The sequence below is a fragment of the Acidimicrobiia bacterium genome (assembly GCA_012959995.1).
Lineage (GTDB): Bacteria > Actinomycetota > Acidimicrobiia > Acidimicrobiales > MedAcidi-G1 > MedAcidi-G2B.
The window spans coordinates 1-19,535 of sequence record DUCC01000012.1; the positions used below are offsets into that span (position 1 = coordinate 1).

The window sequence follows — 19,535 nt, forward strand, 5'->3', positions numbered from 1 at the left end:
CCAAGGCGTACTTTCGGGTTTTCTAATACATTTCCGCCGGTTGATGCGCTTTCTCCGACTTCCATATCTTCCCCCCCTAGTTTGTTGGGGCAAAGAGTAGTACAACTCGGCCTGGCTTGCCAGAGCACCCCCGCATCAGTCACGCTGCTAGCAAACAAGAGTCGGCAATGAAAGGAAACTATGAGTTTCTTAAATGAAGTAAAACGACACAATGTTGACGCTTTCGGCTACCGAATGCATGTGGCCGAAATGGGTGAAGGGCCGCTGGTGTTGTTTGTGCATGGGTTTCCCGAATCTTGGTATTCGTGGCGCAACCAACTGCCGGCATTGGCAGCTGCCGGGTACCGAGCCGCCGCTATAGACGTGCGTGGTTATGGATCGTCGGCCACCCCAGAAGGGTTCGACGCTTACCGGTTGGTGGATTTAGCTGCCGATTGTGTTGGGGTGGTTCAAGCCCTCGGTGAAACCACGGCCACCATCGTGGGTCACGACTGGGGTTCCCCTATAGCGGCTGCCGCCGCCCGTTTACGGCCCGATGTTTTTACGGCAATGGCATTACTGAGCGTGCCTTATGATGCCCGTAACGATCACCGGCCTTCCGAGACCTTCGCCAGTTTCAGCGATACCGAAGAGTTTTACATCACCTATTTCCAAAAACCGGGGCAGGCCGAAGCAGAAATAGCAAAAGACCCCCGCCGTTGGTTAGCGGGCTTTTACTTCTCAGCGTCAGGGGACTGCCCGCCACCTGAACCGGGGCAAAAATCTATGGGGTTCGTGCCTCCCGGCGGCTTGCTAAGCGACGGATTTTCTTATCCCTCCAGCCCACTGGAGTGGATGACCGACGCAGATTTAGACTTCTACACGGCAGAGTTTGCCAAGGCCGGATTTACCGGTGGGCTCAACCGCTACCGGTGCATTGACTATGACTGGGTTGATCTGCGAGCTTGGCATCATGCAGCTATTAGGCAGCCCTCGTTGTTTATTGGTGGAGAAAAAGACGGCCCCACACAATGGGGGGCGGGCGCCATTAGCCGGTATCCAGAGACTTTGCCAGGCCTTCGGGGGACCCACATTTTAGAGGGGGCCGGTCACTGGCTGCAGCAAGAAGCAGCGGAGACGGTGAACGACTTGTTACTGGAGTTCCTCGACGGGCTTTAAACGGCGACTTGAACGCACTAAGGTCGCTTATCATCTAGGGTTAGTCAATGTCGGACAACAAATCAGGAAAACTAACCCGCTCATTGGGCTTGCGCCATGTGTTTTCGCTGTCTACCGGAGCGATGCTTTCTTCGGGTCTTTTTTTGCTCCCGGGTTTGGCGGCTGCTAAAGCCGGGCCGGCCGCCATATTGGCTTATCTAATAGCGGGAGTGTTTGCCGTGCCAGCCATGCTGAGTGTGGCCGAACTTTCTACGGCCCTTCCCAAAGCGGGCGGGGCTTACTATTTTCTAGAGCGTGCTCTCGGGCCGGCGGTGGGTACGGTAGCCGGGTTCGGCACTTGGCTTTCTCTGGTACTCAAAGATGCTTTCGCCATGGTAGGCATGAGTGCTTATTTGGTATTGGTTTTAGATGTCAACACCACTTGGTTGGCCTTGGCGCTCATTGGTTTTTTTACTTTCATCAATGTGGTGGGCTCGAAAGCCAGCGCTTCGGTGCAGTTGGCCATGGTGGCGTTTGTTATTGCGGTCATGGGGTGGTTCTTGGTTGAAGGGCTTTGGGAAACAAAAGCCCGTGGTCTTGATGATCCAAACCTAGAGCCCTTCTTCACCACTGGGTCATCGGGGGTGATGGCCGTGGTGGGTTTGGTGTTTGTTTCCTATGGCGGGCTTACCAAAGTGGCTAGTGCAGCGGAGGAAGTGGAAGACCCTTCGCATCGCATTCCTTTAGGTATGGCGCTTTCGTTGGGGGTAGCCACCTTGCTTTACACTTTGGGGGTTTTGGTGGCGGTGGTGGTGGTTCCTCCGGAGCAGTTGCATCAAGATTTAGCACCTATTCACACTGCGGCGGTGGCCGTGCTGCCTCCGTTGGGGGTAGGACTTATCGTTATCGCTGCGTTGGCTGCTTTTGCTTCGGCGGTAAATGCCGGCATTATGGCGGCCGCTCGCTACCCCATGGCCATGGCTCAGGATGGCTTGTTGCCCGCCCGTTTGGGAGGCATTGGTAAGTTTGGTACCCCCACGGTGGGGGTAGTTATGACCGGTTCGTCTATTGCGGTGGTGGTCTTGATTTTTGATGCAGAGGCCATAGCTAAGTTGGCGAGTGCTTTTGTTTTGTTGACTTTGGGTTTGGTTAACTTGGCGGTCTTGGTGTTGCGGGCTTCTCGTATCCAGTCTTACGCCCCGGCTTTTCGGGCGCCTTTGTATCCGTTTACGCAGTTTGCTGGTCTTGCCGTGTCGGTGTATTTGATATGGCAGTTGGGCCCGGTGCCTCAGTTGTTTGTTTTGATAGTCAGTGTGGTGGCCTGGACGTGGCATCACTTTTACGCTCAGGGCCGCACCAAACGAGCCGGCGCTATCCGCCATGTTTTTGAGCGGTGGGGTTCCGAAGTCGATAGAGGTCTTGACCGTGAGATGAGTGCGGCCATGGCCGGCCACGGCTTGCGTGATGTTGACGACTACCACGGTTTGATCGCTCGGGCTTCGGTGTTGTCAATCCCCGAGGGCACAGATATTTCCGAGGCCGCTGATCGGGCGGCCACCGTGTTGTCGGATCAAATTGGCTTATCGCGAGAACGAGTCACGGAGCGCTTTTTAGAGACTGGTTCTTTGTGGATCCAGCCGTCAAGCGACCACCCGACGGCTACCCCTGTGGCTTTGTTCGAGGCCATTGATGACGACCAGTTAGTGATCGTGCGTTCGGCTGCTGGTATACGTATTCCGGCTGCTTGGGGGGGTTCGGGCGAACGAGTGAACGCTCTCTTCTTTTTGGCGGGTACCACGGCTAACGCGGGCCGGTCGCTTCGTTTGGCCGGCGAGTTAGCCAGCCACTTGCATACCGGGGCTCGTGAAGTGGGCGAGGCGGCGGATGAGGCATCCGTCAAGTCGGCGTTGTTGCCCGAGGCCATGATTACCCAATACACCTTGTTTCCCGAAGGCCTTGATGCGGCTTTGATCGGCAAAAAAGTGGGGGCGCTTGGTTTACCTAAAGGTGTTGAGGTAGCGGCATTGATTCGCTTCGGGGTGTCGTTGCCGGTGGAAGATGAATTGGTGTTAGAAGCCGATGACCAACTCACCTTGGTGGGACCCGCCGAGGTCATGCCCGCTCCAGGGGCGCCTATTCCTGCCTCCCGGTAGTTTTCGAGCAGGCCCAAGCAAAAGAAAGTAGAAACCGCTACGAGCGTTTCTGGCCGAAGAGATCCCACGAAGTGATTTTTTCTGCGCCCCGATAACGAGGAGCAACCCCCCAGTGGCCGGTGGGGTGACCCAAAGGAAGCAGGGCTAAGACCTCGTAACGCTCGGGGATACCAAGCAATTGACGAACCTCATCTTCGTAAATGCGGTGCAGGGTAGTCAACGAGGTGCCGAGTCCCAGCGATCGGGCGGCCAACATAAAGTTTTGCACCGCAGGATAAACCGAAGCATGGGTAGGGCCGACCGGCATGGCCCCCTCATCGTCGTAGATGGTCATATCTATGGTTGGCATAAGCACTAAAACGTGCACCGGAACGTGCTCTAGGGTTTGGGCAAGGTGCTCAGTGGCCCGATTGTTGCGTGCCCAACTTTCCCGCACCTGATCATTGGGGAATTCCTGGGGGGCGACCGCCGGGCCATAACGGTCCCACCCGCGGCGATACAGGTCAGCCAAACCGAGACGTAAAGCGGGGTCTTGAACTACCATAAATTGGTAGGGCTGAATGTTCCCTCCGCTGGGTGCTTGAACGGCGGCACGAAGACATGTCCAAATATCTTCTTCGCTTACCGGCTGCTCAGAATAACGACGCATGGCGCGGTTGGTCATGAGCCCATCAAGGAGGCCAATGTCGTTACCTTTGGAGAGTCCTGGCTGAAAGGTCATTATTTTCTACTTTCCGGTAAATTTTGGTGGACGCTTTTCTTGGAGAGCGCTCAACGCCTCGGTGAAATCTTGCGAAGCAAAGGTGACCGTTTCTAAAGCGGTAGCTAAGTCAAAGGCCGGCCCGCAGGTCTGTTTTATCCAACTATTTATAGCCTGTTTGGTGTATTGAACGGCTTGCGGGGCCCCGCCGGCCAGTCGTTTAGCCCAAGCAAGACCAGCCGTCAAACAAGCATCTGAATCGGAAGCCGTCTCAACGATGAGCCCCAAACGTTCTGCTTCGACGGCCGTGAGGGGGTCACCGGTAAGCAAAAAACGTTTCGCCAATTGTGGGCCTAGGGCCAGAGGCCAAGCAATGGTTCCCCCATCACCGGCCACAATGCCTACCTGAACATGAGGGTCGCCCAGACGAGCCGTTTCGGACATGACGGTGATGTCGGAGAGCAAAGCGATGCTGGCCCCTAAACCCATGGCATGTCCGGTTACCGCTGACACCAACGGAAGATGAAGGTCTAGCAGGTCCCAAATAATAGATTTTCCATCTAGGCGAAGGTTGGCTGCATACCCCGGCTCTGAAAAACTTGGAAACCACCCGAAATCCCCCCCGGCGGTAAAAGCTTTCTTGCTTCCGGCCAGCAAGACCGCTCGGGCCTCTCGTTCGTTGCGCAAATATTTAAACAAATTGGTGAGCTCATGATGCATCTGCTCGTCAACCTTGTTGAGCGGGTCAGCGGGGTTGTCGATGGTTACCACCAGCACATCTTGGTGGCGTTCAAAGTGAAGAAATTCAAAGTCAATCATCAGATTTCCTTGGGTGGGGGTTCGGGTAGTTAGATAGCCGAGGCTCACGAGGTAGACCAAGAATACGCTCACCAATAATATTGCGTTGGACTTCGCTGGTCCCGCCCCCGATGGTCAAGGCCGGAGAAAAAAAGTACCCCCACGGCCAAAGGTCTTCTTCCTCGTGATAGGGGTAGTGCCCATCAAGCAGTGGAGCAGCGCCGCGTAAGTCGGCCACCAGGGCCATAGCTTTTTGACCATGCCGGTCACCTAGGGCCTTACGAAGCGACGACAAAGGGCCCGGATCACCATCGGCCATTTGGGCGCTCATAATGCGCTGGTTGAGAAGTTTCAGAATGACCATCTCGGTGTAGAGATCAGCGATTCGTTGGCGCATTACCGGGCTGGGGCTGTCGAATGATCGCAATTTGTCAAGTACCTGATCATCGTTGGGGCCTAAACCCCACAACACGCCGCCTTCGGAAAGAGAAACCCTTTCGTTGGTTAAGGTGACCTTGGCCAACGACCAGCCTTGGTTTTCTTGGCCCACCAAACAGTCAAGGGGTATTCGAACATCGGTGAAAAAAGTTTCGTTGAAGTGGCGCCCTCCCGACATTTCAAGCACCGGTCGGATCTCTATACCCGGAGTGCGCATGTCGAGGAGAAAGTAGGAGATCCCTTTTTGGGGCGGGCCCTCGCTTGATGTTCGGGCCAGCAGAATACCCCAGTCGCTGGTCTCTGCTTGAGAAGACCAAAGTTTGGACCCATTTATGAGGTAATGGTCGCCATCTCGTATGGCCTTAGTTCGTAAAGACGCCAAATCGGATCCGGCCTCTGGTTCGCTAAAAAGTTGACACCACGTTTCGGTACCGGCCAACATGGGGGGAAGGAAACGTTCTTTTTGCTCTTCGGTTCCTCCGGCCAAGATGGTCGGCCCGGCCCACCCCACCCCGATGGACACGTTGGGGAGGACAACGCCGGCTGTTTGAAGCTCTTGATCAATAAGCAACTGTGTTTCGGCGCCGGCGCTGCGCCCCCACGGGTCGGGCCAGTGGGGGGCTATGAAGCCGGCCTGAGCGAGATCTTGTCGTGTGGGGGAGGGGTGAGCATTGAGCCACCCGCGAATTTCGATGCGGCGAGGATCGCTATCGGCGGGAAGTGAAAAGTCCATGTTTTTAGAGAAACGTGGTGTCGGTTTGGAGACCAAAACGAAGGCGGCCGGTTAGCTCGTGGATTCTCGGGGCAACCATGGCGTGGGTGGCGGCCACTTGGCCATCACGGATTATGCGTTGAAGTGGCTCGTTCAGATACACCGCACTTCCCCCTGCTTCTCGTTGAAGGTGAGTCAGCGCATCGGCGCACCGCTGGGTGGCGTCACAGGCAGCTAAGCGAAGGGAGCGCCGGTGCTCAACGGTGAGCGGTTGGCCGGTGAGCGCCATGCCCCAAGCTTCCCCCACGGCGTCATGCAAGAAGGCTCGAGCCGAGCGTGCGGTGGCTTCGGCAGTGGAGACTGTTATTTGCCCGGAGGCGCGTTCGGCCAGCGTTCGTCCCGAACCGGCAGGTTTTTTTTCTGTGGCCAGTTCGGCGAATCGTTCTACTGCACCATCGAGTAAGCCAACAGTTACGGCGGCGATTCCCATGGCCAGTATCCCATAGAAAGGAAATCGCCATTGCGGCCCATCCAGACGTGGGGTAGCTGTCATAAGTTGCACCCAACGGCCCTCGGGGACAAAGACATCACTTACTTGGTAATCGGTTGACCCGCTGCCGGATAGGCCAGTAACTCGCCAAGTGTCAAGGTGTTGAACGTCGGAGCGCTTAAAAAACACAAAAGGGGCGTAGAGACCATCGGCCCGTTTGATGGGGGTGTCTGTTTGGTCGACTAAAAGGGCACCCCCGCCGACCCAGGTGCAGTGTTGGGTGCCGGACCCCCAAGCCCAAGTGCCGGAGACCTGCAGGCCTCCATCAACAATTTTTGCTTTGCCGAACGGAGCAGCAAAACCTCCGGTGCAAGAATCGGCGGGCCCATAAATCTCTTGGGCGAAAGGCTCATCAAGATAGCCGGCTAGCAGGGAGGTAGTAGCAGCGATCATGACACACCATGCGGTTCCCCCGTCGTAGCGTGCCACCTCCGAAATGATGTTAAGCCCGGTGGCTACATCAACTTCTGGCCCTCCGAGGCTGGCTGGGGTGAAAAGCCGAAACAGCCCAGCACTCGTTAAATCGTCAACCACGTCTTGGGGTAACGAGCGATTATTTTCAATGCGTTGCGCTCGCTTAGCCAACGAGGGGCCGAGGTCTCTTGCTGCTTGAAAAGGGTCACCCATGGAAAGAAACTACGTGACGCTTCTTAGCGGTGCAAATTTAAGAAACGGTGACGGCACAGGAGGCTTGCCTGAAGCGAGCAGCGGTAGTGTTTACCGCTGGTGGTTCTATCCTCACGGTATGACTCCGATTGTTTATTGGCGGCCTGGTTGTGGATTTTGTATGCGCTTGATGCGCGGCATCGAAGAGGCAGGCTTAGCGGTTGAAACCCGGAACATTTGGGAAGACCCCAAGGCGGCGACTTTTGTGCGTTCGGTAACCGGAGGCAACGAGATTGTTCCCACGGTTTCGTTGGGTGACCGCAACATGGTCAACCCCAGCATTGGCGACCTTTTGGCGCTGATAAACGAACCGGGCGAGAACTAACTCAAATGTTTCAAATCTTCGTGATATGGGAACAGGCCCCACATCACGAAGATTTTGTAGAGCCTGCTCTAAAGCCGTTTAAATAAAGGGTTTTGTAGAATACTTTGAGAAAGCCCGACATGTGGGGACAGGCCCCACATCACGAGGAGGGGTAATGGCACGAGTTGAACCAGTGGCACAGGAAGCTTTGCCGCATTTGGCGGAACAATTTGTGTTGGTTGAATCGGTGATGGGTTTTGTGCCGGCCAGTATGCGGACCATGGCTCGTCTCCCTGGCTTAACCGAATCTTTCGGGGCGCTGGCTGCTGCGGCTTTTGGGGCGGGCCACCTTTCCCCTGCTCTGGTGCAGATGGTGGCTCATGTGGCGAGCAACGCTTCGGGTTGTCGTTATTGCCAGGCCCACACGGCATCCGGTGCTCACCGGGCTGGAGTGGCTGTAGAAAAAATAGCCGCCGTTTGGGAATTCGAAACTGATGATCAATTTGATGAAGCGGAGCGTGCTGCTTTGCGGTTAGCTCGAGATGCGGCAGCGGTACCTAACGCCACCACTGGTCAGCATTTTGAGGATTTGGCTAAACATTGGCCACCAGAGGCGGTAACCCAAATGGTGGCGGTGGTCGCCACCTTCGGGTTTTTGAATCGCTGGAACGACACCATGGCCACCACGCTGGAAGAAGAACCCAAAACCTTTGCCGCTCAGCACCTCACCCCAAATGGTTGGGAACCCAGCAAGCACCAATAAGAAAAGAGCCTCCGCTCTAAGCCGAAGAAGCCGGTTAGCGAGGCACTTCCAACAACGATCGCTTCGCCAAACCACTCACCGAGAGCGACCCCACAGTACGGGGTTTTAAAAGCGGTCACCGCCTTAGTGGGAGTTCATTTTTTCTGCGGGTGTGGCAGTAAGAGAGACCTAGTTTCGGCCAATCAGCCATGACAGTTGCGCATTAGCCCAAGGTGTGGCATCATCGTCCTTCGGGTGTTCCGGGGGATTTCGGCGTCGTTGCCGGAGGCGGGCATTCGTGAAACAAAGGGATTGAGATGCAGATCTCCCTCACCATTAACGGCACCGAGTATTGCGAAGAAGTGGAACCACGCACTCTCTTGGTGCATTTCATTCGAGACCAACTGGGCTTAACCGGCACCAACATTGGTTGTGATACCAGTTCGTGCGGGGCCTGCACCATTTTGGTTGATGGCCAATCGGCCAAATCGTGCAACCTGCTGGCAGTACAAGCCGAAGGCTCTGAAATTACCACCATTGAAGGCCTCGCCGGCGAAGACGGACTCCACCCCATGCAGCAGGCCTTCCATGAATGCCATGCCTTGCAATGCGGGTATTGCACCCCCGGCATGGTGTTGGCTTCGGTATCGCTGGTTGAGGAATACCCCGACCTGGACGGTCAAGGAGTAAGAGAAGGTTTAGAGGGCAACTTGTGCCGCTGCACCGGTTATCAAAATATCGTCAAGGCCGTTTTGTCGGTCGGTAAATAGGGGAGAAACAAAATGACCGTTACTGATGACACTGTCACCACCTCCGGGATTATTGGCCAACCCCGGCTTCGTAAAGAAGACCCGGCGCTCCTCACCGGTGAAGCAAAATTCATGGATGACTTGGCGCTGCCCGGTGCGCTTTGGGTTCACTGTGTGCGTAGCCCCCACGCTCACGCCACCATTGTTTCTATTGACACTTCAGCCGCTCTGGCCACCGAAGGGGTAGAAGCGGTTTATACCGGAGCCGATTTGGCAGATCTCTGGGAGGCGCCGTTGCCCTGCGCCTGGCCAGTCACCGATGACATGAAAAGCCCCGATTATTGGCCGGTAGCGCAAGGAAAAGTATGCCATGTGGGTGACATCGTGGCTGTGGTAGTAGCTAGTTCACGCTACACCTCGGCCGATGGCGCCGAAGGGGTAGTTGTTGACTATGAGGTATTGCCCGCAGTGATTTCGATAGAAGATGCCGTGACCGATGAAGTGGTGATCCATGAAGGCCTGGGTAGCAATGTTTCCTATGAATGGCCACTCATCCCTGACCCTGAAGGGGTTGAAGCGGCTTTCGCCAACGCCACTCATCACATCACCGAAACCTATGTGCATCAACGGTTGATTCCGGCGCCCATGGAACCTCGGGGGGTAGCGGCGGTGCCTTCGCCACATAACGGCGACATGATCCTTTACTCTTCCACCCAAATCCCGCACATTTTGAAAGTGATGGCCGCCCTCACCGCAGGTATTCCCGAACACAAACTGCGAGTAATCGCTCCTGCAGTGGGTGGAGGGTTCGGTTGTAAATTGGGTGTCTATCCCGAAGAAATTATTTGCTTGACGCTGGCCCTGCGCCATGGAGTACCAATTCGTTGGACCGAAGGCCGTACCGAAGCAGCTACCGCCACCATTCAGGGGCGGGCGCAACGCCAAACCATTGAGCTGGCGGCCGACGAAAACGGCAAACTTCTGGCCGTTCGAGCCACCTTGTTGGCCGACATGGGGGCTTACTTACAGCTAATCACCCCCGGAGTGCCGCTGTTGGGGGCCTTTCTTTTCCACGGCCTTTACGACGTGCCGCTTTATTCGTTTACTTGCAAAAGCGTGTTTACTAACTTGACCCCCACCGATGCCTATCGTGGTGCTGGGCGACCAGAAGCCACTTATGCCATTGAGCGGGCTATGGATGTTTTGGCTCTTGAGGTGGGCGTCGGCCCCGACGAGATTCGGTCACTTAACTTCATCCCCACCGAGAAGTTCCCCTACGACTCACCGGCCGGACTGGTTTTTGACTCGGGCGACTACCAACCCGCTTTAGACCGTGCCAAAGAACTCATTAATTGGGAGGATCGCCGGGCCGAACAAGCCGAGCGCCGAGCGACTGGATCAAAAACTCATCTTGGCTTAGGTATCTCTACCTACGTTGAAATGTGTGGCCTCGCCCCGAGCCGGGTATTGGCATCACTGAACTACGGCGCCGGTGGTTGGGAATCTGCCACCGTGCGCATTCTTCCTACCTGCAAAGTTCAGGTGGTCACTGGCGCCACCCCCCACGGCCAAGGACACGAGACCGCTTGGTCCATGATTGTCGCTGACCGTTTGGGGGTGGACCCAGATGACGTTGAGGTGTTGCACTCCGACACGGCCATTTCACCGCTGGGGTTGGATACGTATGGCTCTCGTTCTTTGTCGGTCGGGGGTACTGCTATTTGGATGGCTACCGAAAAAGTGGTGGAAAAAGCGTCGCTTATTGCTGCCCACATGCTTGAAGCCAACGCTGACGACCTTGAGTTGGCCAACGGCGTGTTTAGCGTAAAAGGTACCCCGGGGGCTGAAGTTCCTTTAGCCGGCGTGGCCTTTGCCGCCTTTACCGCCCATGATTTGCCCGATGGGTTAGAACCCAACCTGCAAGCCGAAGTCACTTGGGACCCGCCAAACTTCACCTTCCCGTTTGGGGCACATATTGCTTTGGTGGAGATTGATGAAGAAACTGGTGAGGTTGAGATCATCGACTATGCGGCCGTTGATGATTGCGGCAATCAAATCAACCCCATGATTGTCGAAGGCCAAGTACACGGCGGCATTGTGCAAGGCATCGGTCAAGCCCTTTGGGAAGAAGCGGTTTATGACGAAGACGGGCAGTGCCGATCTACCAACTTAGGTGACTATTTGGTGCCGTCGGCCGCCGAAACGATCGACATGAAACTTGACCATACAGTGACCCCATCGCCTACTAACCCGTTGGGGGTTAAAGGTATTGGCGAAGCGGGGACCATCGCTTCGACCCCGGCGGTGATGAACGCCGTGGTAGATGCTTTACGGCATCTCGGGGTGACCGAAATGGCTATGCCAGCATCACCCATGCGGGTGAGGCGAACTATTGAGGCCGCTCAAGGAGGTGTGTCATGATCCCCGCCGCCGTTGGATACATCCGAGCCGACTCTGTTGAAGCAGCGATTGCTGCGTTAGGGGAGCACGGTGATGAAGCCAAGTTGCTGGCCGGTGGTCAGTCGCTGATTCCTTTGATGCGCTTGCGGTTAGCGGCGCCTTCCATGCTGGTTGATGTGGCGGGCATCACTGAACTTTCTGGTATCTCCATTGAAGGCGACACGGTGTCCATTGGAGCCATGACCACCCATAGTGTTCTGGAGCATTCAGCAGAACTCGCCGCGGTTTGCCCGTTGTTGGCTCATGTGGCTTCGGTGGTGGGTGATCCGGCCATTAGGCATCGAGGAACACTTGGCGGTTCGTTAGCTCATGCCGATCCGGCTTCGGACCTGCCGGCGGCCGTGTTGGCGCTGGGGGGGACTCTGGTGGCTTCGGGGCCAAACGGAACCCGTGAGATACCAGTCACTGAGTTTTTCACCGGTTTTTTTGAATCCACTTTGGCTGATGATGAAATATTGACGGAAATTAAGGTGCCGGTTTCTACCGGTGGTTGGGCTTATCAAAAGTTCAACCGGCGAGCCCAAGATTGGGCCATTGTGGGAGCCATGGTGGCTGAGGGTGGCGCCGGGGTTGCTTTGGTCAACATGGGGGCGACTCCGTTGCGGGCTGGAGGGGTTGAAGCGGCGGTGGCCGGTGGAGCGACGGCGGCCGATGCGGCGGCCAGTGCACCAGACGGCACAGACCCTTCTTCAGACAACAATGGGGATGCTGCTTACCGTGAACATTTGGTTCAAGTGCTGACTGGTCGAGCGTTACGAGAAGCGGGTGTCGCTTGATACATCGCCTTTTTTAGTTTCGCTGGGTTTTGCGTTGCTAGCCGGGGCTTGTACTACAGAAGGGAACGTATTTTCTCTGGGTGTCGGTCAGTGTTTTGTTGATGACGTTGGGGCGGTTGATGTTTCCAATGTTGGCATTGTGGACTGCACCGAACCGCATCTCAATGAAATATTTGCTTTGCCAGAATTACCTGATGGGGATTTTCCTTTGGTGACTGTGGACGAAGACTCAGCGATGCTGTGTTTCGACAATTTCAACAGTTATGTAGGTGTTGATTACTCGTTTTCCATCTACGAAGTAGGTTTCTTGCGGCCTTCTCAAGAGACCTGGGCCGAGCTTGACGATCGAGAAGTGGTGTGTTACCTGTTTGACATGAACGGTGAAACCAAAACAGGTACGGCACGTGCTTCTGGGCGTTAAGGCCCACCGGGAAGCGATTCGCACGGCTCACCGTCACCGTCGCCATCTAAGCGGCTGACATCGCCGTACCACGGAGCATAAGTTTCGTACCAAGCTAGTGCTTGTTGATAGGTGGCAAAGTCACTGCAGTTCATGGCGTTGCCCGGGTTGGCGGGCTGGCTGGTTTCGGACGGGATGGTTGAGGTGCTGGTGGTTGGTCCGAGTTCAACAGGTTCGCCTAAGTCGATGGGTGGGCCGAGGTCTATGACGGCTGGGGTTTCGTTCAGCACCGTCGGTTCGCTTGAGCAGGTGGCCAGCATGTCTTCTAAAGCAACCAGTTCAGTGGCTGTCACGGTGAGCGACCAGCGAATTTTTATGTCGGCCCAAGTGTCGGCATAGGTACACCAGTAACTGCTGTCTGGAGGGCGCCAATCTTCTGGCCCTCGTGACCCTTTGGACCGGTTAGCAGAAGCCGACACGGCAATAAGATGGCTGGGGTCAGAAAGGTCGTTGTAATAACGCTGCTTGGTGTCGGCGCCCCAAGCCCACCCACCTGAACGGTGCGCATTGGCCAAAGGAACAAAATGGTCAATATCAAGGTCGCTCGGGTCGGTAAACCATGTTCCGGTAAAGGCCCCAAACCAGCTTCCCCCAGCGATCAAACACCCGCTGTCGTTAAGAAACACTGAGCTGGCCGACTCCAACATGAGTACTTCATGACGGGTAGAGAGGCAATCGCCATCGGTGTCGACCCACCCCGGCCCCCAGTGGTCGCGGTCATAAGAAACGGGGGGAGGGGCTTCGCTGACCACTAGTTGACTGAGGAGGCTTTCTGTCCAATGGGGCACTGGCCCAGTGGGGGGAGCGGTGGTGGCGACCAACCCAACGGTGGTCGGGGGTATGACAACAGCAGGTACGGTGGCGGTGGCAACCGGTGGGGCCGTAGTTGCTGGGGTGGTTGTGTTGGCCGGGGCGGTAGACATCGGGGCCGCGCTGGTTGAGGTTGTAGTTAGAACAAGGGGGATTGTGGTGGTTAGTGCTTGCCCCGCGCTTTGGCGCGTGGGTTCAGAAGGGCTGGCGCAGGCGGCCCCAAAAACTATGAGCGCCACCATGCTGGCCCGCAGGGGAAGTGCGGTCATGCCCCCATGATGGCTTATTAAAGAGAAAAAGTCACCCCACTAAGTAACTCATGGCCTTGGTGTGCCAAGTCATCCGCCCAGTTTGCGCTTCTCTGGCGTCGACCCGGTTCGCTAAGGCGATGCCGGTGTTCATGCCTAGCCAGCGAAAAGGTTCGGGTTCCCATGAGCGTGATTTATGTCCGACCCAGGGCAGGCGGGGCACCGTGACCGGTGCTCAAGATACGACCTTGTCGGACCTCCACCCGTCGGGGGATGGCTGGGCGGGGTCCATGCTATGGATAACCCCGTTGGTGAAAATGGTTGATTCGGCGGTCATTTGAGGAAAGCCTTTTTGACGCAGACAATAGAAATCATCGCTAACCCAAGTAAATTTGACTGATTCCGTTGCGCTACTGGCGCGATAGCAACGGAATCAGTAGTATCAGTCATGTTCGGAGACTAGCCCCTTCTAATTTTTTGCACCAAAGAGAAAGAAAAAGTATGCCCATCACCGATCATCAAGAATTAGTAGAAAAAGCAGAAGCACACCTTTGGGGCCACTTCACGGTACTCAACAATTCGGTGGACGGCATGCGGATAATTGAACGCGGCGACGGCTGTTACCTTTGGGACACCGAAGGTAACCGATATTTTGATGGCCTTTCTGGCCTTTTCTTAAGCCAACTCGGCCACGGCCGCACAGAGTTGGCTCGTGCCGCGGGTGAACAAGCAGCCACTCTGGGGTACTTTCCCATCTGGACTTACGGCCACCCCACCGCTATTGAACTAGCAGCCAAACTTGCTGAACTGGCACCTGGTGACATCAACCGGGTGTTCTTTACCACCGGTGGTTCAGAAGCCGTGGAGTCTGCCTGGAAGCTCGCTCGACAATACTTCAAACTTAAAGGCGAACCGGAACGCACCAAGGTGATAAGCCGCAATTATTCTTACCACGGCACCACCATGGGGGCGCTGTCAATTACCGGCTTAGATTCCATAAAAACTATGTTTGAGCCGCTGGTTCCTGGAGCCATAAAAGTTCCCGAAACCAACCACTACCGTTGCCCCCTTTGCCAAGACGAGCCTCATTGTTCCCTGCACGCTGCTGATGCCATTGAAGAAGCTATTTTGGCTGAAGGGCCCGAAACCATTGCTGCCGTTTTTCTTGAACCAGTACAAAATGCTGGCGGTTGTTTTGAACCCCCTCCCGGCTATTTCGCTCGGGTAAGAGAAATTTGCGACAAATACGGTGTGTTGCTGGTTTCCGACGAAGTCATATGCGCCTTTGGTCGCCTCGGCTACATGTTTGGTTGCCAGCGCTACGACTACCAGCCCGACATGATCACCACCGCTAAAGGCCTTACCTCGGGTTACTCGCCGTTAGGTGCTTTGCTGGTCAGCGATAAAGTATCGGAGCCTTTCGTCGGCACCGGAGAAGCTTTTTTGCATGGCATCACCTTCGCTGGCCACCCCGTGAGTTGTGCGGTAGCCCTGGCCAACTTGGAGATCTTCGAAAAAGAAGACATTTGCGGCCATGTACGCAACAACGAAGAGGCCTTCCGGGCCTCGTTAGAAGAACTCACCGATCTGCCCATCGTGGGTGATGTGCGAGGCGCTGGCTACTTTTATGCCATCGAGTTAGTAAAAGACCGAGCCACCCGGGAGTCGTTTAGTGATGCCGAGCGTGAGCATTTACTACGCGGGTTCTTCTCTAACCGATTGCTTGAACTGGGGCTTATCTGTCGAGCCGATGATCGTGGCGAACCGGTTATCCAACTCTCTCCGCCGCTTATCTCGGGCCCAGATGATTTTGCGTTCATCAGCACCACCTTGCGTCAGGCCCTCACCGAAGCCATGGCCGAAATGGAACGCTGGTCAAATGCCAGATAAAAGCGGCGAAATATTTTCACTTGATGAGATAGATAAAGCCATCATTGGCGAACTCCAAGTGGATGGCCGCATGGCTTTTTCTCAATTGGCGCCCAAGGTAGGGCTCTCGCAAGCAGCAGTACGCCAACGAGTAAACCGGCTCACCGAACGCGGGGTTATTCAAATAGTGGCGGTAACCGACCCGTTGAGTTTGGGCCTCACCACCCAAGCCATGGTGGGGGTCACTGTTTCGGGCGACGTGCGCCAAGTGGCGGCAGCCATCGGGGCCATGGAAGAAGCCGAATACGTGCTGGTAACAGCCGGCCGTTACGACGTGTTAGCCGAAGTGTTGTGCGCCAACAACGAAAGCCTGTTGGCTTTAGTCAACGACCAGATTCTCGGGCTACCCGGAGTTACCGGCACTGAAGTTTTCTCCGTCTTGCGTATGGAAAAAATGACCTTCAGTTGGGGAACCGGTTGAGTTTTTCGAAAAAAACCGTTAAACAGTTTTTGCTGCTTCGGCCAAGGCATCAATCATCTTGCCGATTTCCTCATCGGTGATAACCAGCGGTGGGCAGATAGCCAGGCAAGTGCCCATAGGGCGCATAATGACCCCATTGGCCATCATGGCGTTACGCAAAGGCACGGTATCTCGGTTGAGTTCGGCGGCGTAGACGGCACCCATGCCTCGCCATGAATCAATGAGCCCGTCGCTAGCCAATGCAGCCAACCCTTCTTGAAGTTTTGCTCCAATATGGTCGGCCCGGTCAACAAGACCTTCACGTTCCATGATGTTGATGTTGGCCACGCCAGCGGCACAAGCAGCGTTGTGGCCGGAATAGGTGTAGCCGGTACGCAACAGGTAGCCCGGTTCTGAAAGCTCTTCTGAGAGTTCTTGAGAAACAATGACCCCAGAAAGCGGCAAGTAGCCCGAGGTTACGCCCTTAGCGAAAGTCATCAGGTCAGGAGTAACGCCAAAGGTTTGTGCCCCAAACCAAGAACCGGTTCGGCCAAAGCCACAGATTACTTCGTCAAAAATAAGCAACGCCCCATGCTGGTCGCACAAGCGGCGCAAGCCTTCGAGGTAGCCGTCAACTGGTGGGTACACCCCGCCGGCCCCTTGCACCGGTTCAGTTAAAACGGCAGCGATGCGGTCACCGTGTTCGGCAAACAACGAGGCGGCCGCTTCAAGATCGTCGTGAGGAACCTCCATGAAATGAGGAACCAAATCGCCCCAGCCTTCTCGGTTTAAAGCGATGCCCTGCGCTGAGGTGCCACCCCAGTTGGTGCCGTGGTAACCGTTGGTGCGTTTAACAATAATTTGCCGGTCACTTTGCCCGCGGTTTTGCATAACCACCCGAGCAATCTTGAGCACGGTGTCTACCGCTTCCGAACCAGAACAACCCAAAAACACGCGCCCATCAGGGTGGGGGGAGCGTTCAGCAATCATGTCTGCTACCTGACGAGCCGGATCGTTAGTAAACGGAGCAAAAGTGTTGTAGCCGTGAATCTGGTTCATTTGATTGGTGACGGCGTCGACAATCTCGGTGCGTCCGTAACCTACCTGGCAGAGCCAAAGGTTGGCAATACCATCGATGTACCCGTTGCCCGCCTCGTCGTAAACAGTAGAACCCTCACCGCGGACGATGTTGATGTAATCACTTTCATCTTGGGCTGCTAGGGAAAAGGGGTGAAGTAGTGCTCCGCTCATTCGTAAAGTCTCCTCAATGGTTCGGTAGGCACACCAGGGCGTACCCGTTTATGATCTTCGGGTTGGGTTAACACCGTCCCGATTATTAGCAGTACGGCCATAGTAATGACCGTGACGGTCCACGCAATAGTGTCGCCGCTCATCCCATAAATAAAAGCAATGGTTAGCGAAGAAATAGCACCGGCGGCTACCTCAACGGCGCTGAGCAAGCCTTGAGCGGCCGCCTGGCGTTCTTCGGGTACGGCGGCCGAGGCCAACATGGGAATAGTCGGGAAGCCAAAACCTTCGATTACTGAGGTAAGGGTGGTGACGGCCACCAGCCACCACACCCCGGGTACCAAACCATAGAAAAAGATAATGATTACCATGCCGGCCATGGTGCCCACCGCCCAACGGCGCGCTCCGTAACGTTGGGCCAGAACCCCACCGAGGGGCGAAAGAAGCGGCATGGGAAGAGCAGCCAGCGTTAAAGCAATACCGATGGTGGTTTGGTCAGCGCCGCGGAAGTCCATTTCGAGTATCCACACCGATTCAAAAGCTCCGATGAAAACAAAGTAAGCGGCGGCCATAACGAGAGCGCCAACGAGCCGGCGAATACGTAAAAGCCCAGAGAGACCAAGACGCTCGGTGTCTTGGGGAGCGCTGTCTGTTTGTGCTTTAAAAGAAGCAGGGAGCAAAAGAAACAAAAATGCCGCTAAGGCCCAAAAAGAAGCACGAAACCCCGCCACTGCAGTAATGCCGGTAACCAGCAGCGGAGACACCATAAATCCCGCCACATCGAAGGCCCCTAAGCGGCCCAGATTACGGCCCAAGTTCTTGGGGTCGGCCACAATAACGGTACGGCGCACTGCCGGGCCGCCGGTGCCCAAAGCAAAACCATAAAGCGAACGACCCAAAACGTAATGCCAAAGTTCGTCTCCTACCGCCAAGGTCACTAAAGAAAGCCCACCCAGAATTAAAGATGTTCGCAACATAAGGGGGGCTCGCCCTCGATCGGCCAAGGGGGCCATCAGTAAACTGGCCACGAAGGCCGTAGCGAAGCCCGAAGAGATAGCTAACCCGATGCCGAAGTTGGAGAACCCCAACTCATTTTTAAGTTCGGCCAACAACACCACTACCCCACCTAAGCCAGCGGTGAGGCCAAACAAAATCAAATAGTAAGGAGCCAAACTCGGCCCGGAACGCTCGGCGGTGGCCATAACTAGTCTCGGTAAACCACGCCGGGCATGACGCACAGCATTTCGTACAACAAGTTGGCGCCCGTCAAGCTCGTTAAGCCCGAAGTGTCATAAATAGGAGCCACCTCCACCAAGTCACAACCCACCAGGTTCAACCCGCGACAACCGCGCACAATCTCTAACGCCTGCGGCATGGTAAGCCCACCAACCTCCGGGGTGCCAGTACCCGGAGCAAACGACGGGTCTAACCCATCAATATCGAAACTTACATAAACCGGGCCATCGCCCACCTGCTCTCGCACCTCGGCCATCAGCGGGGTCAAACTTTTGTGCCAACACTCTTCAGCTTGAACCACACGAAAGCCCTGTTTGCGAGACCAGTCAAAATCTTCAGCGGTGTAACCGGTACCCCGCATGCCGATCTGCACTACCCGAGAACAATCCAACAGGCCCTCTTCTACCGCCCGGCGAAACGGGGTGCCGTGAGCAATCTTGGACCCAAACATGGTGTCGCTTATATCGGTATGGGCATCAATATGTATCAACCCCACCGGCCCATGCTTTTTGGCCATAGCCCGCAAAATAGGCAACACAATGGTGTGGTCGCCGCCCATGGTGGCAGTAATCAAATCATGAGTCAGCAACTGGTCGAAACGTTTTTCAATAGCGGCGATGGCTGCTAAAAGGTCAAAAGGGCTCGAAGCCACATCGCCGATGTCGTCAATGCGTAAAGAGTCAAAAGGAGCCGCCCGAGTGCCCATGTTGTAGGGCCGCAAGAGCACCGACTCGTCACGGATACCTCGTGGGCCAAAACGAGCGCCGGGTCGGTTCGAGGTGCCGATATCAAAAGGCACCCCTACCACAGCAATGTCCAGGTCTTTGGGTTCGCTCTGGCCAGGCAAGCGCATGAAGGTAGCGATGCCCCCGTAACGAGGCATTTCATTCCCGCCCAAAGGTTGAGGGTTTGTGTTATCAGCCATGGCTTCTCCAACGGGTTACTGAAAGGCAGTCTGCCACAAAGATACGGTAATGCAGGCATCGGATTCCTATGGCAGACTGCGAACCTGAGTGAGA

18 protein-coding genes are annotated in these 19,535 nt (G+C 55.6%); 10 read left to right on the forward strand and 8 right to left on the reverse strand.

What is annotated here, in order from left to right; all coding sequences use genetic code 11:
* Positions 1-180 precede the first annotated feature (180 nt).
* Complete coding sequence (locus EYQ49_03310) at positions 181-1,158, forward strand: alpha/beta hydrolase (protein ID HIG24910.1); 978 nt, start codon at positions 181-183, stop codon at positions 1,156-1,158.
* A 47-nt stretch (positions 1,159-1,205) separates the two neighbouring features.
* Complete coding sequence (locus tag EYQ49_03315; protein ID HIG24911.1) at positions 1,206-3,290, forward strand: amino acid permease; 2,085 nt, start codon at positions 1,206-1,208, stop codon at positions 3,288-3,290.
* Between the two features lie 37 nt (positions 3,291-3,327).
* Here EYQ49_03315 and EYQ49_03320 read toward each other — a convergent pair whose 3' ends face one another.
* The 4 genes from EYQ49_03320 to EYQ49_03335 are packed head-to-tail and all read right to left on the reverse strand — an operon-like array spanning position 3,328 to position 7,115.
* Positions 3,328-4,011: a nitroreductase family protein gene (locus tag EYQ49_03320; protein ID HIG24912.1), complete on the reverse strand. Its 684-nt coding sequence runs from the start codon at positions 4,009-4,011 to the stop codon at positions 3,328-3,330.
* Between the two features lie 6 nt (positions 4,012-4,017).
* Positions 4,018-4,809: an enoyl-CoA hydratase/isomerase family protein gene (locus EYQ49_03325; GenBank protein HIG24913.1), complete on the reverse strand. Its 792-nt coding sequence runs from the start codon at positions 4,807-4,809 to the stop codon at positions 4,018-4,020.
* Positions 4,802-5,959, reverse strand: a complete 1,158-nt coding sequence (locus EYQ49_03330) for an acyl-CoA dehydrogenase (GenBank protein HIG24914.1) — start codon at positions 5,957-5,959, stop codon at positions 4,802-4,804. Before EYQ49_03330 ends, EYQ49_03325 begins: the two co-directional genes overlap by 8 nt.
* A 4-nt stretch (positions 5,960-5,963) precedes the next feature.
* Positions 5,964-7,115: a hypothetical protein gene (locus EYQ49_03335; protein ID HIG24915.1), complete on the reverse strand. Its 1,152-nt coding sequence runs from the start codon at positions 7,113-7,115 to the stop codon at positions 5,964-5,966.
* A 118-nt stretch (positions 7,116-7,233) separates the two neighbouring features.
* On the opposite strand from EYQ49_03335, the gene EYQ49_03340 reads away from it, so the two are divergent.
* The 6 genes from EYQ49_03340 to EYQ49_03365 all read left to right on the forward strand — a co-directional run bounded on the left by EYQ49_03340 (position 7,234) and on the right by EYQ49_03365 (position 12,606).
* A complete protein-coding gene (locus tag EYQ49_03340; GenBank protein HIG24916.1) occupies positions 7,234-7,479 on the forward strand; it encodes an NrdH-redoxin in 246 nt (81 codons plus the stop codon).
* Between the two features lie 154 nt (positions 7,480-7,633).
* Positions 7,634-8,221, forward strand: a complete 588-nt coding sequence (locus tag EYQ49_03345) for a carboxymuconolactone decarboxylase family protein (GenBank protein ID HIG24917.1) — start codon at positions 7,634-7,636, stop codon at positions 8,219-8,221.
* Positions 8,222-8,517: 296 nt separating this feature from the next.
* Positions 8,518-8,970, forward strand: a complete 453-nt coding sequence (locus EYQ49_03350; GenBank protein HIG24918.1) for a (2Fe-2S)-binding protein — start codon at positions 8,518-8,520, stop codon at positions 8,968-8,970.
* Positions 8,971-8,982: 12 nt separating this feature from the next.
* A complete protein-coding gene (locus EYQ49_03355; protein ID HIG24919.1) occupies positions 8,983-11,370 on the forward strand; it encodes a xanthine dehydrogenase family protein molybdopterin-binding subunit in 2,388 nt (795 codons plus the stop codon).
* The gene (locus tag EYQ49_03360; protein HIG24920.1) at positions 11,367-12,185 is read left to right on the forward strand and encodes a xanthine dehydrogenase family protein subunit M; all 819 of its coding nucleotides are present in this window, start codon (positions 11,367-11,369) and stop codon (positions 12,183-12,185) included. The genes EYQ49_03355 and EYQ49_03360 overlap by 4 nt, the downstream gene beginning before the upstream one ends.
* Positions 12,151-12,606 (forward strand): septum formation family protein, encoded by a 456-nt coding sequence (locus EYQ49_03365; protein ID HIG24921.1) that lies wholly within the window; start codon positions 12,151-12,153, stop codon positions 12,604-12,606. Before EYQ49_03360 ends, EYQ49_03365 begins: the two co-directional genes overlap by 35 nt.
* On the opposite strand, the gene EYQ49_03370 is transcribed toward EYQ49_03365, so the two are convergent.
* The gene (locus tag EYQ49_03370; GenBank protein ID HIG24922.1) at positions 12,603-13,724 is read right to left on the reverse strand and encodes a hypothetical protein; all 1,122 of its coding nucleotides are present in this window, start codon (positions 13,722-13,724) and stop codon (positions 12,603-12,605) included. The genes EYQ49_03365 and EYQ49_03370 overlap by 4 nt on opposite strands.
* A gap of 480 nt (positions 13,725-14,204) precedes the next feature.
* On the opposite strand from EYQ49_03370, the gene EYQ49_03375 reads away from it, so the two are divergent.
* Together EYQ49_03375 and EYQ49_03380 are read left to right on the forward strand one after the other, a co-directional pair.
* Positions 14,205-15,593, forward strand: coding sequence for an aspartate aminotransferase family protein (locus EYQ49_03375; GenBank protein ID HIG24923.1), 1,389 nt, complete (start codon positions 14,205-14,207; stop codon positions 15,591-15,593).
* Positions 15,583-16,053, forward strand: coding sequence for an Lrp/AsnC family transcriptional regulator (locus EYQ49_03380; protein ID HIG24924.1), 471 nt, complete (start codon positions 15,583-15,585; stop codon positions 16,051-16,053). The genes EYQ49_03375 and EYQ49_03380 overlap by 11 nt, the downstream gene beginning before the upstream one ends.
* An 18-nt stretch (positions 16,054-16,071) precedes the next feature.
* On the opposite strand, the gene EYQ49_03385 is transcribed toward EYQ49_03380, so the two are convergent.
* The 3 genes from EYQ49_03385 to speB are packed head-to-tail and all read right to left on the reverse strand — an operon-like array spanning position 16,072 to position 19,441.
* Positions 16,072-17,283: an aspartate aminotransferase family protein gene (locus tag EYQ49_03385; protein ID HIG24925.1), complete on the reverse strand. Its 1,212-nt coding sequence runs from the start codon at positions 17,281-17,283 to the stop codon at positions 16,072-16,074.
* Positions 17,280-18,482, reverse strand: a complete 1,203-nt coding sequence (locus tag EYQ49_03390; protein HIG24926.1) for an MFS transporter — start codon at positions 18,480-18,482, stop codon at positions 17,280-17,282. Before EYQ49_03390 ends, EYQ49_03385 begins: the two co-directional genes overlap by 4 nt.
* Before the next feature lie 2 nt (positions 18,483-18,484).
* Positions 18,485-19,441 carry an agmatinase gene (gene speB, locus EYQ49_03395; protein ID HIG24927.1) on the reverse strand — a complete coding sequence of 319 codons (957 nt, stop codon included), beginning with the start codon at positions 19,439-19,441 and terminating at the stop codon, positions 18,485-18,487.
* Between the last annotated feature and the right edge of the window lie 94 nt (positions 19,442-19,535).

What these genes read in the sequence shown, in the direction of transcription:
- EYQ49_03355 (HIG24919.1), top strand. Translation starts at nt 8,983, where the DNA reads ATGACCGTTACTGATGACACTGTCACCACCTCCGGGATTATTGGCCAA.
- EYQ49_03370 (HIG24922.1), bottom strand. Translation starts at nt 13,724, where the DNA reads ATGACCGCACTTCCCCTGCGGGCCAGCATGGTGGCGCTCATAGTTTTT.
- EYQ49_03385 (HIG24925.1), bottom strand. Translation starts at nt 17,283, where the DNA reads ATGAGCGGAGCACTACTTCACCCCTTTTCCCTAGCAGCCCAAGATGAA.
- EYQ49_03390 (HIG24926.1), bottom strand. Translation starts at nt 18,482, where the DNA reads ATGGCCACCGCCGAGCGTTCCGGGCCGAGTTTGGCTCCTTACTATTTG.
- EYQ49_03330 (HIG24914.1), bottom strand. Translation starts at nt 5,959, where the DNA reads ATGGACTTTTCACTTCCCGCCGATAGCGATCCTCGCCGCATCGAAATT.
- EYQ49_03310 (HIG24910.1), top strand. Translation starts at nt 181, where the DNA reads ATGAGTTTCTTAAATGAAGTAAAACGACACAATGTTGACGCTTTCGGC.
- EYQ49_03380 (HIG24924.1), top strand. Translation starts at nt 15,583, where the DNA reads ATGCCAGATAAAAGCGGCGAAATATTTTCACTTGATGAGATAGATAAA.
- EYQ49_03325 (HIG24913.1), bottom strand. Translation starts at nt 4,809, where the DNA reads ATGATTGACTTTGAATTTCTTCACTTTGAACGCCACCAAGATGTGCTG.
- EYQ49_03335 (HIG24915.1), bottom strand. Translation starts at nt 7,115, where the DNA reads ATGGGTGACCCTTTTCAAGCAGCAAGAGACCTCGGCCCCTCGTTGGCT.
- speB (HIG24927.1), bottom strand. Translation starts at nt 19,441, where the DNA reads ATGGCTGATAACACAAACCCTCAACCTTTGGGCGGGAATGAAATGCCT.
- EYQ49_03320 (HIG24912.1), bottom strand. Translation starts at nt 4,011, where the DNA reads ATGACCTTTCAGCCAGGACTCTCCAAAGGTAACGACATTGGCCTCCTT.
- EYQ49_03375 (HIG24923.1), top strand. Translation starts at nt 14,205, where the DNA reads ATGCCCATCACCGATCATCAAGAATTAGTAGAAAAAGCAGAAGCACAC.
- EYQ49_03315 (HIG24911.1), top strand. Translation starts at nt 1,206, where the DNA reads ATGTCGGACAACAAATCAGGAAAACTAACCCGCTCATTGGGCTTGCGC.
- EYQ49_03345 (HIG24917.1), top strand. Translation starts at nt 7,634, where the DNA reads ATGGCACGAGTTGAACCAGTGGCACAGGAAGCTTTGCCGCATTTGGCG.
- EYQ49_03350 (HIG24918.1), top strand. Translation starts at nt 8,518, where the DNA reads ATGCAGATCTCCCTCACCATTAACGGCACCGAGTATTGCGAAGAAGTG.
- EYQ49_03340 (HIG24916.1), top strand. Translation starts at nt 7,234, where the DNA reads ATGACTCCGATTGTTTATTGGCGGCCTGGTTGTGGATTTTGTATGCGC.
- EYQ49_03360 (HIG24920.1), top strand. Translation starts at nt 11,367, where the DNA reads ATGATCCCCGCCGCCGTTGGATACATCCGAGCCGACTCTGTTGAAGCA.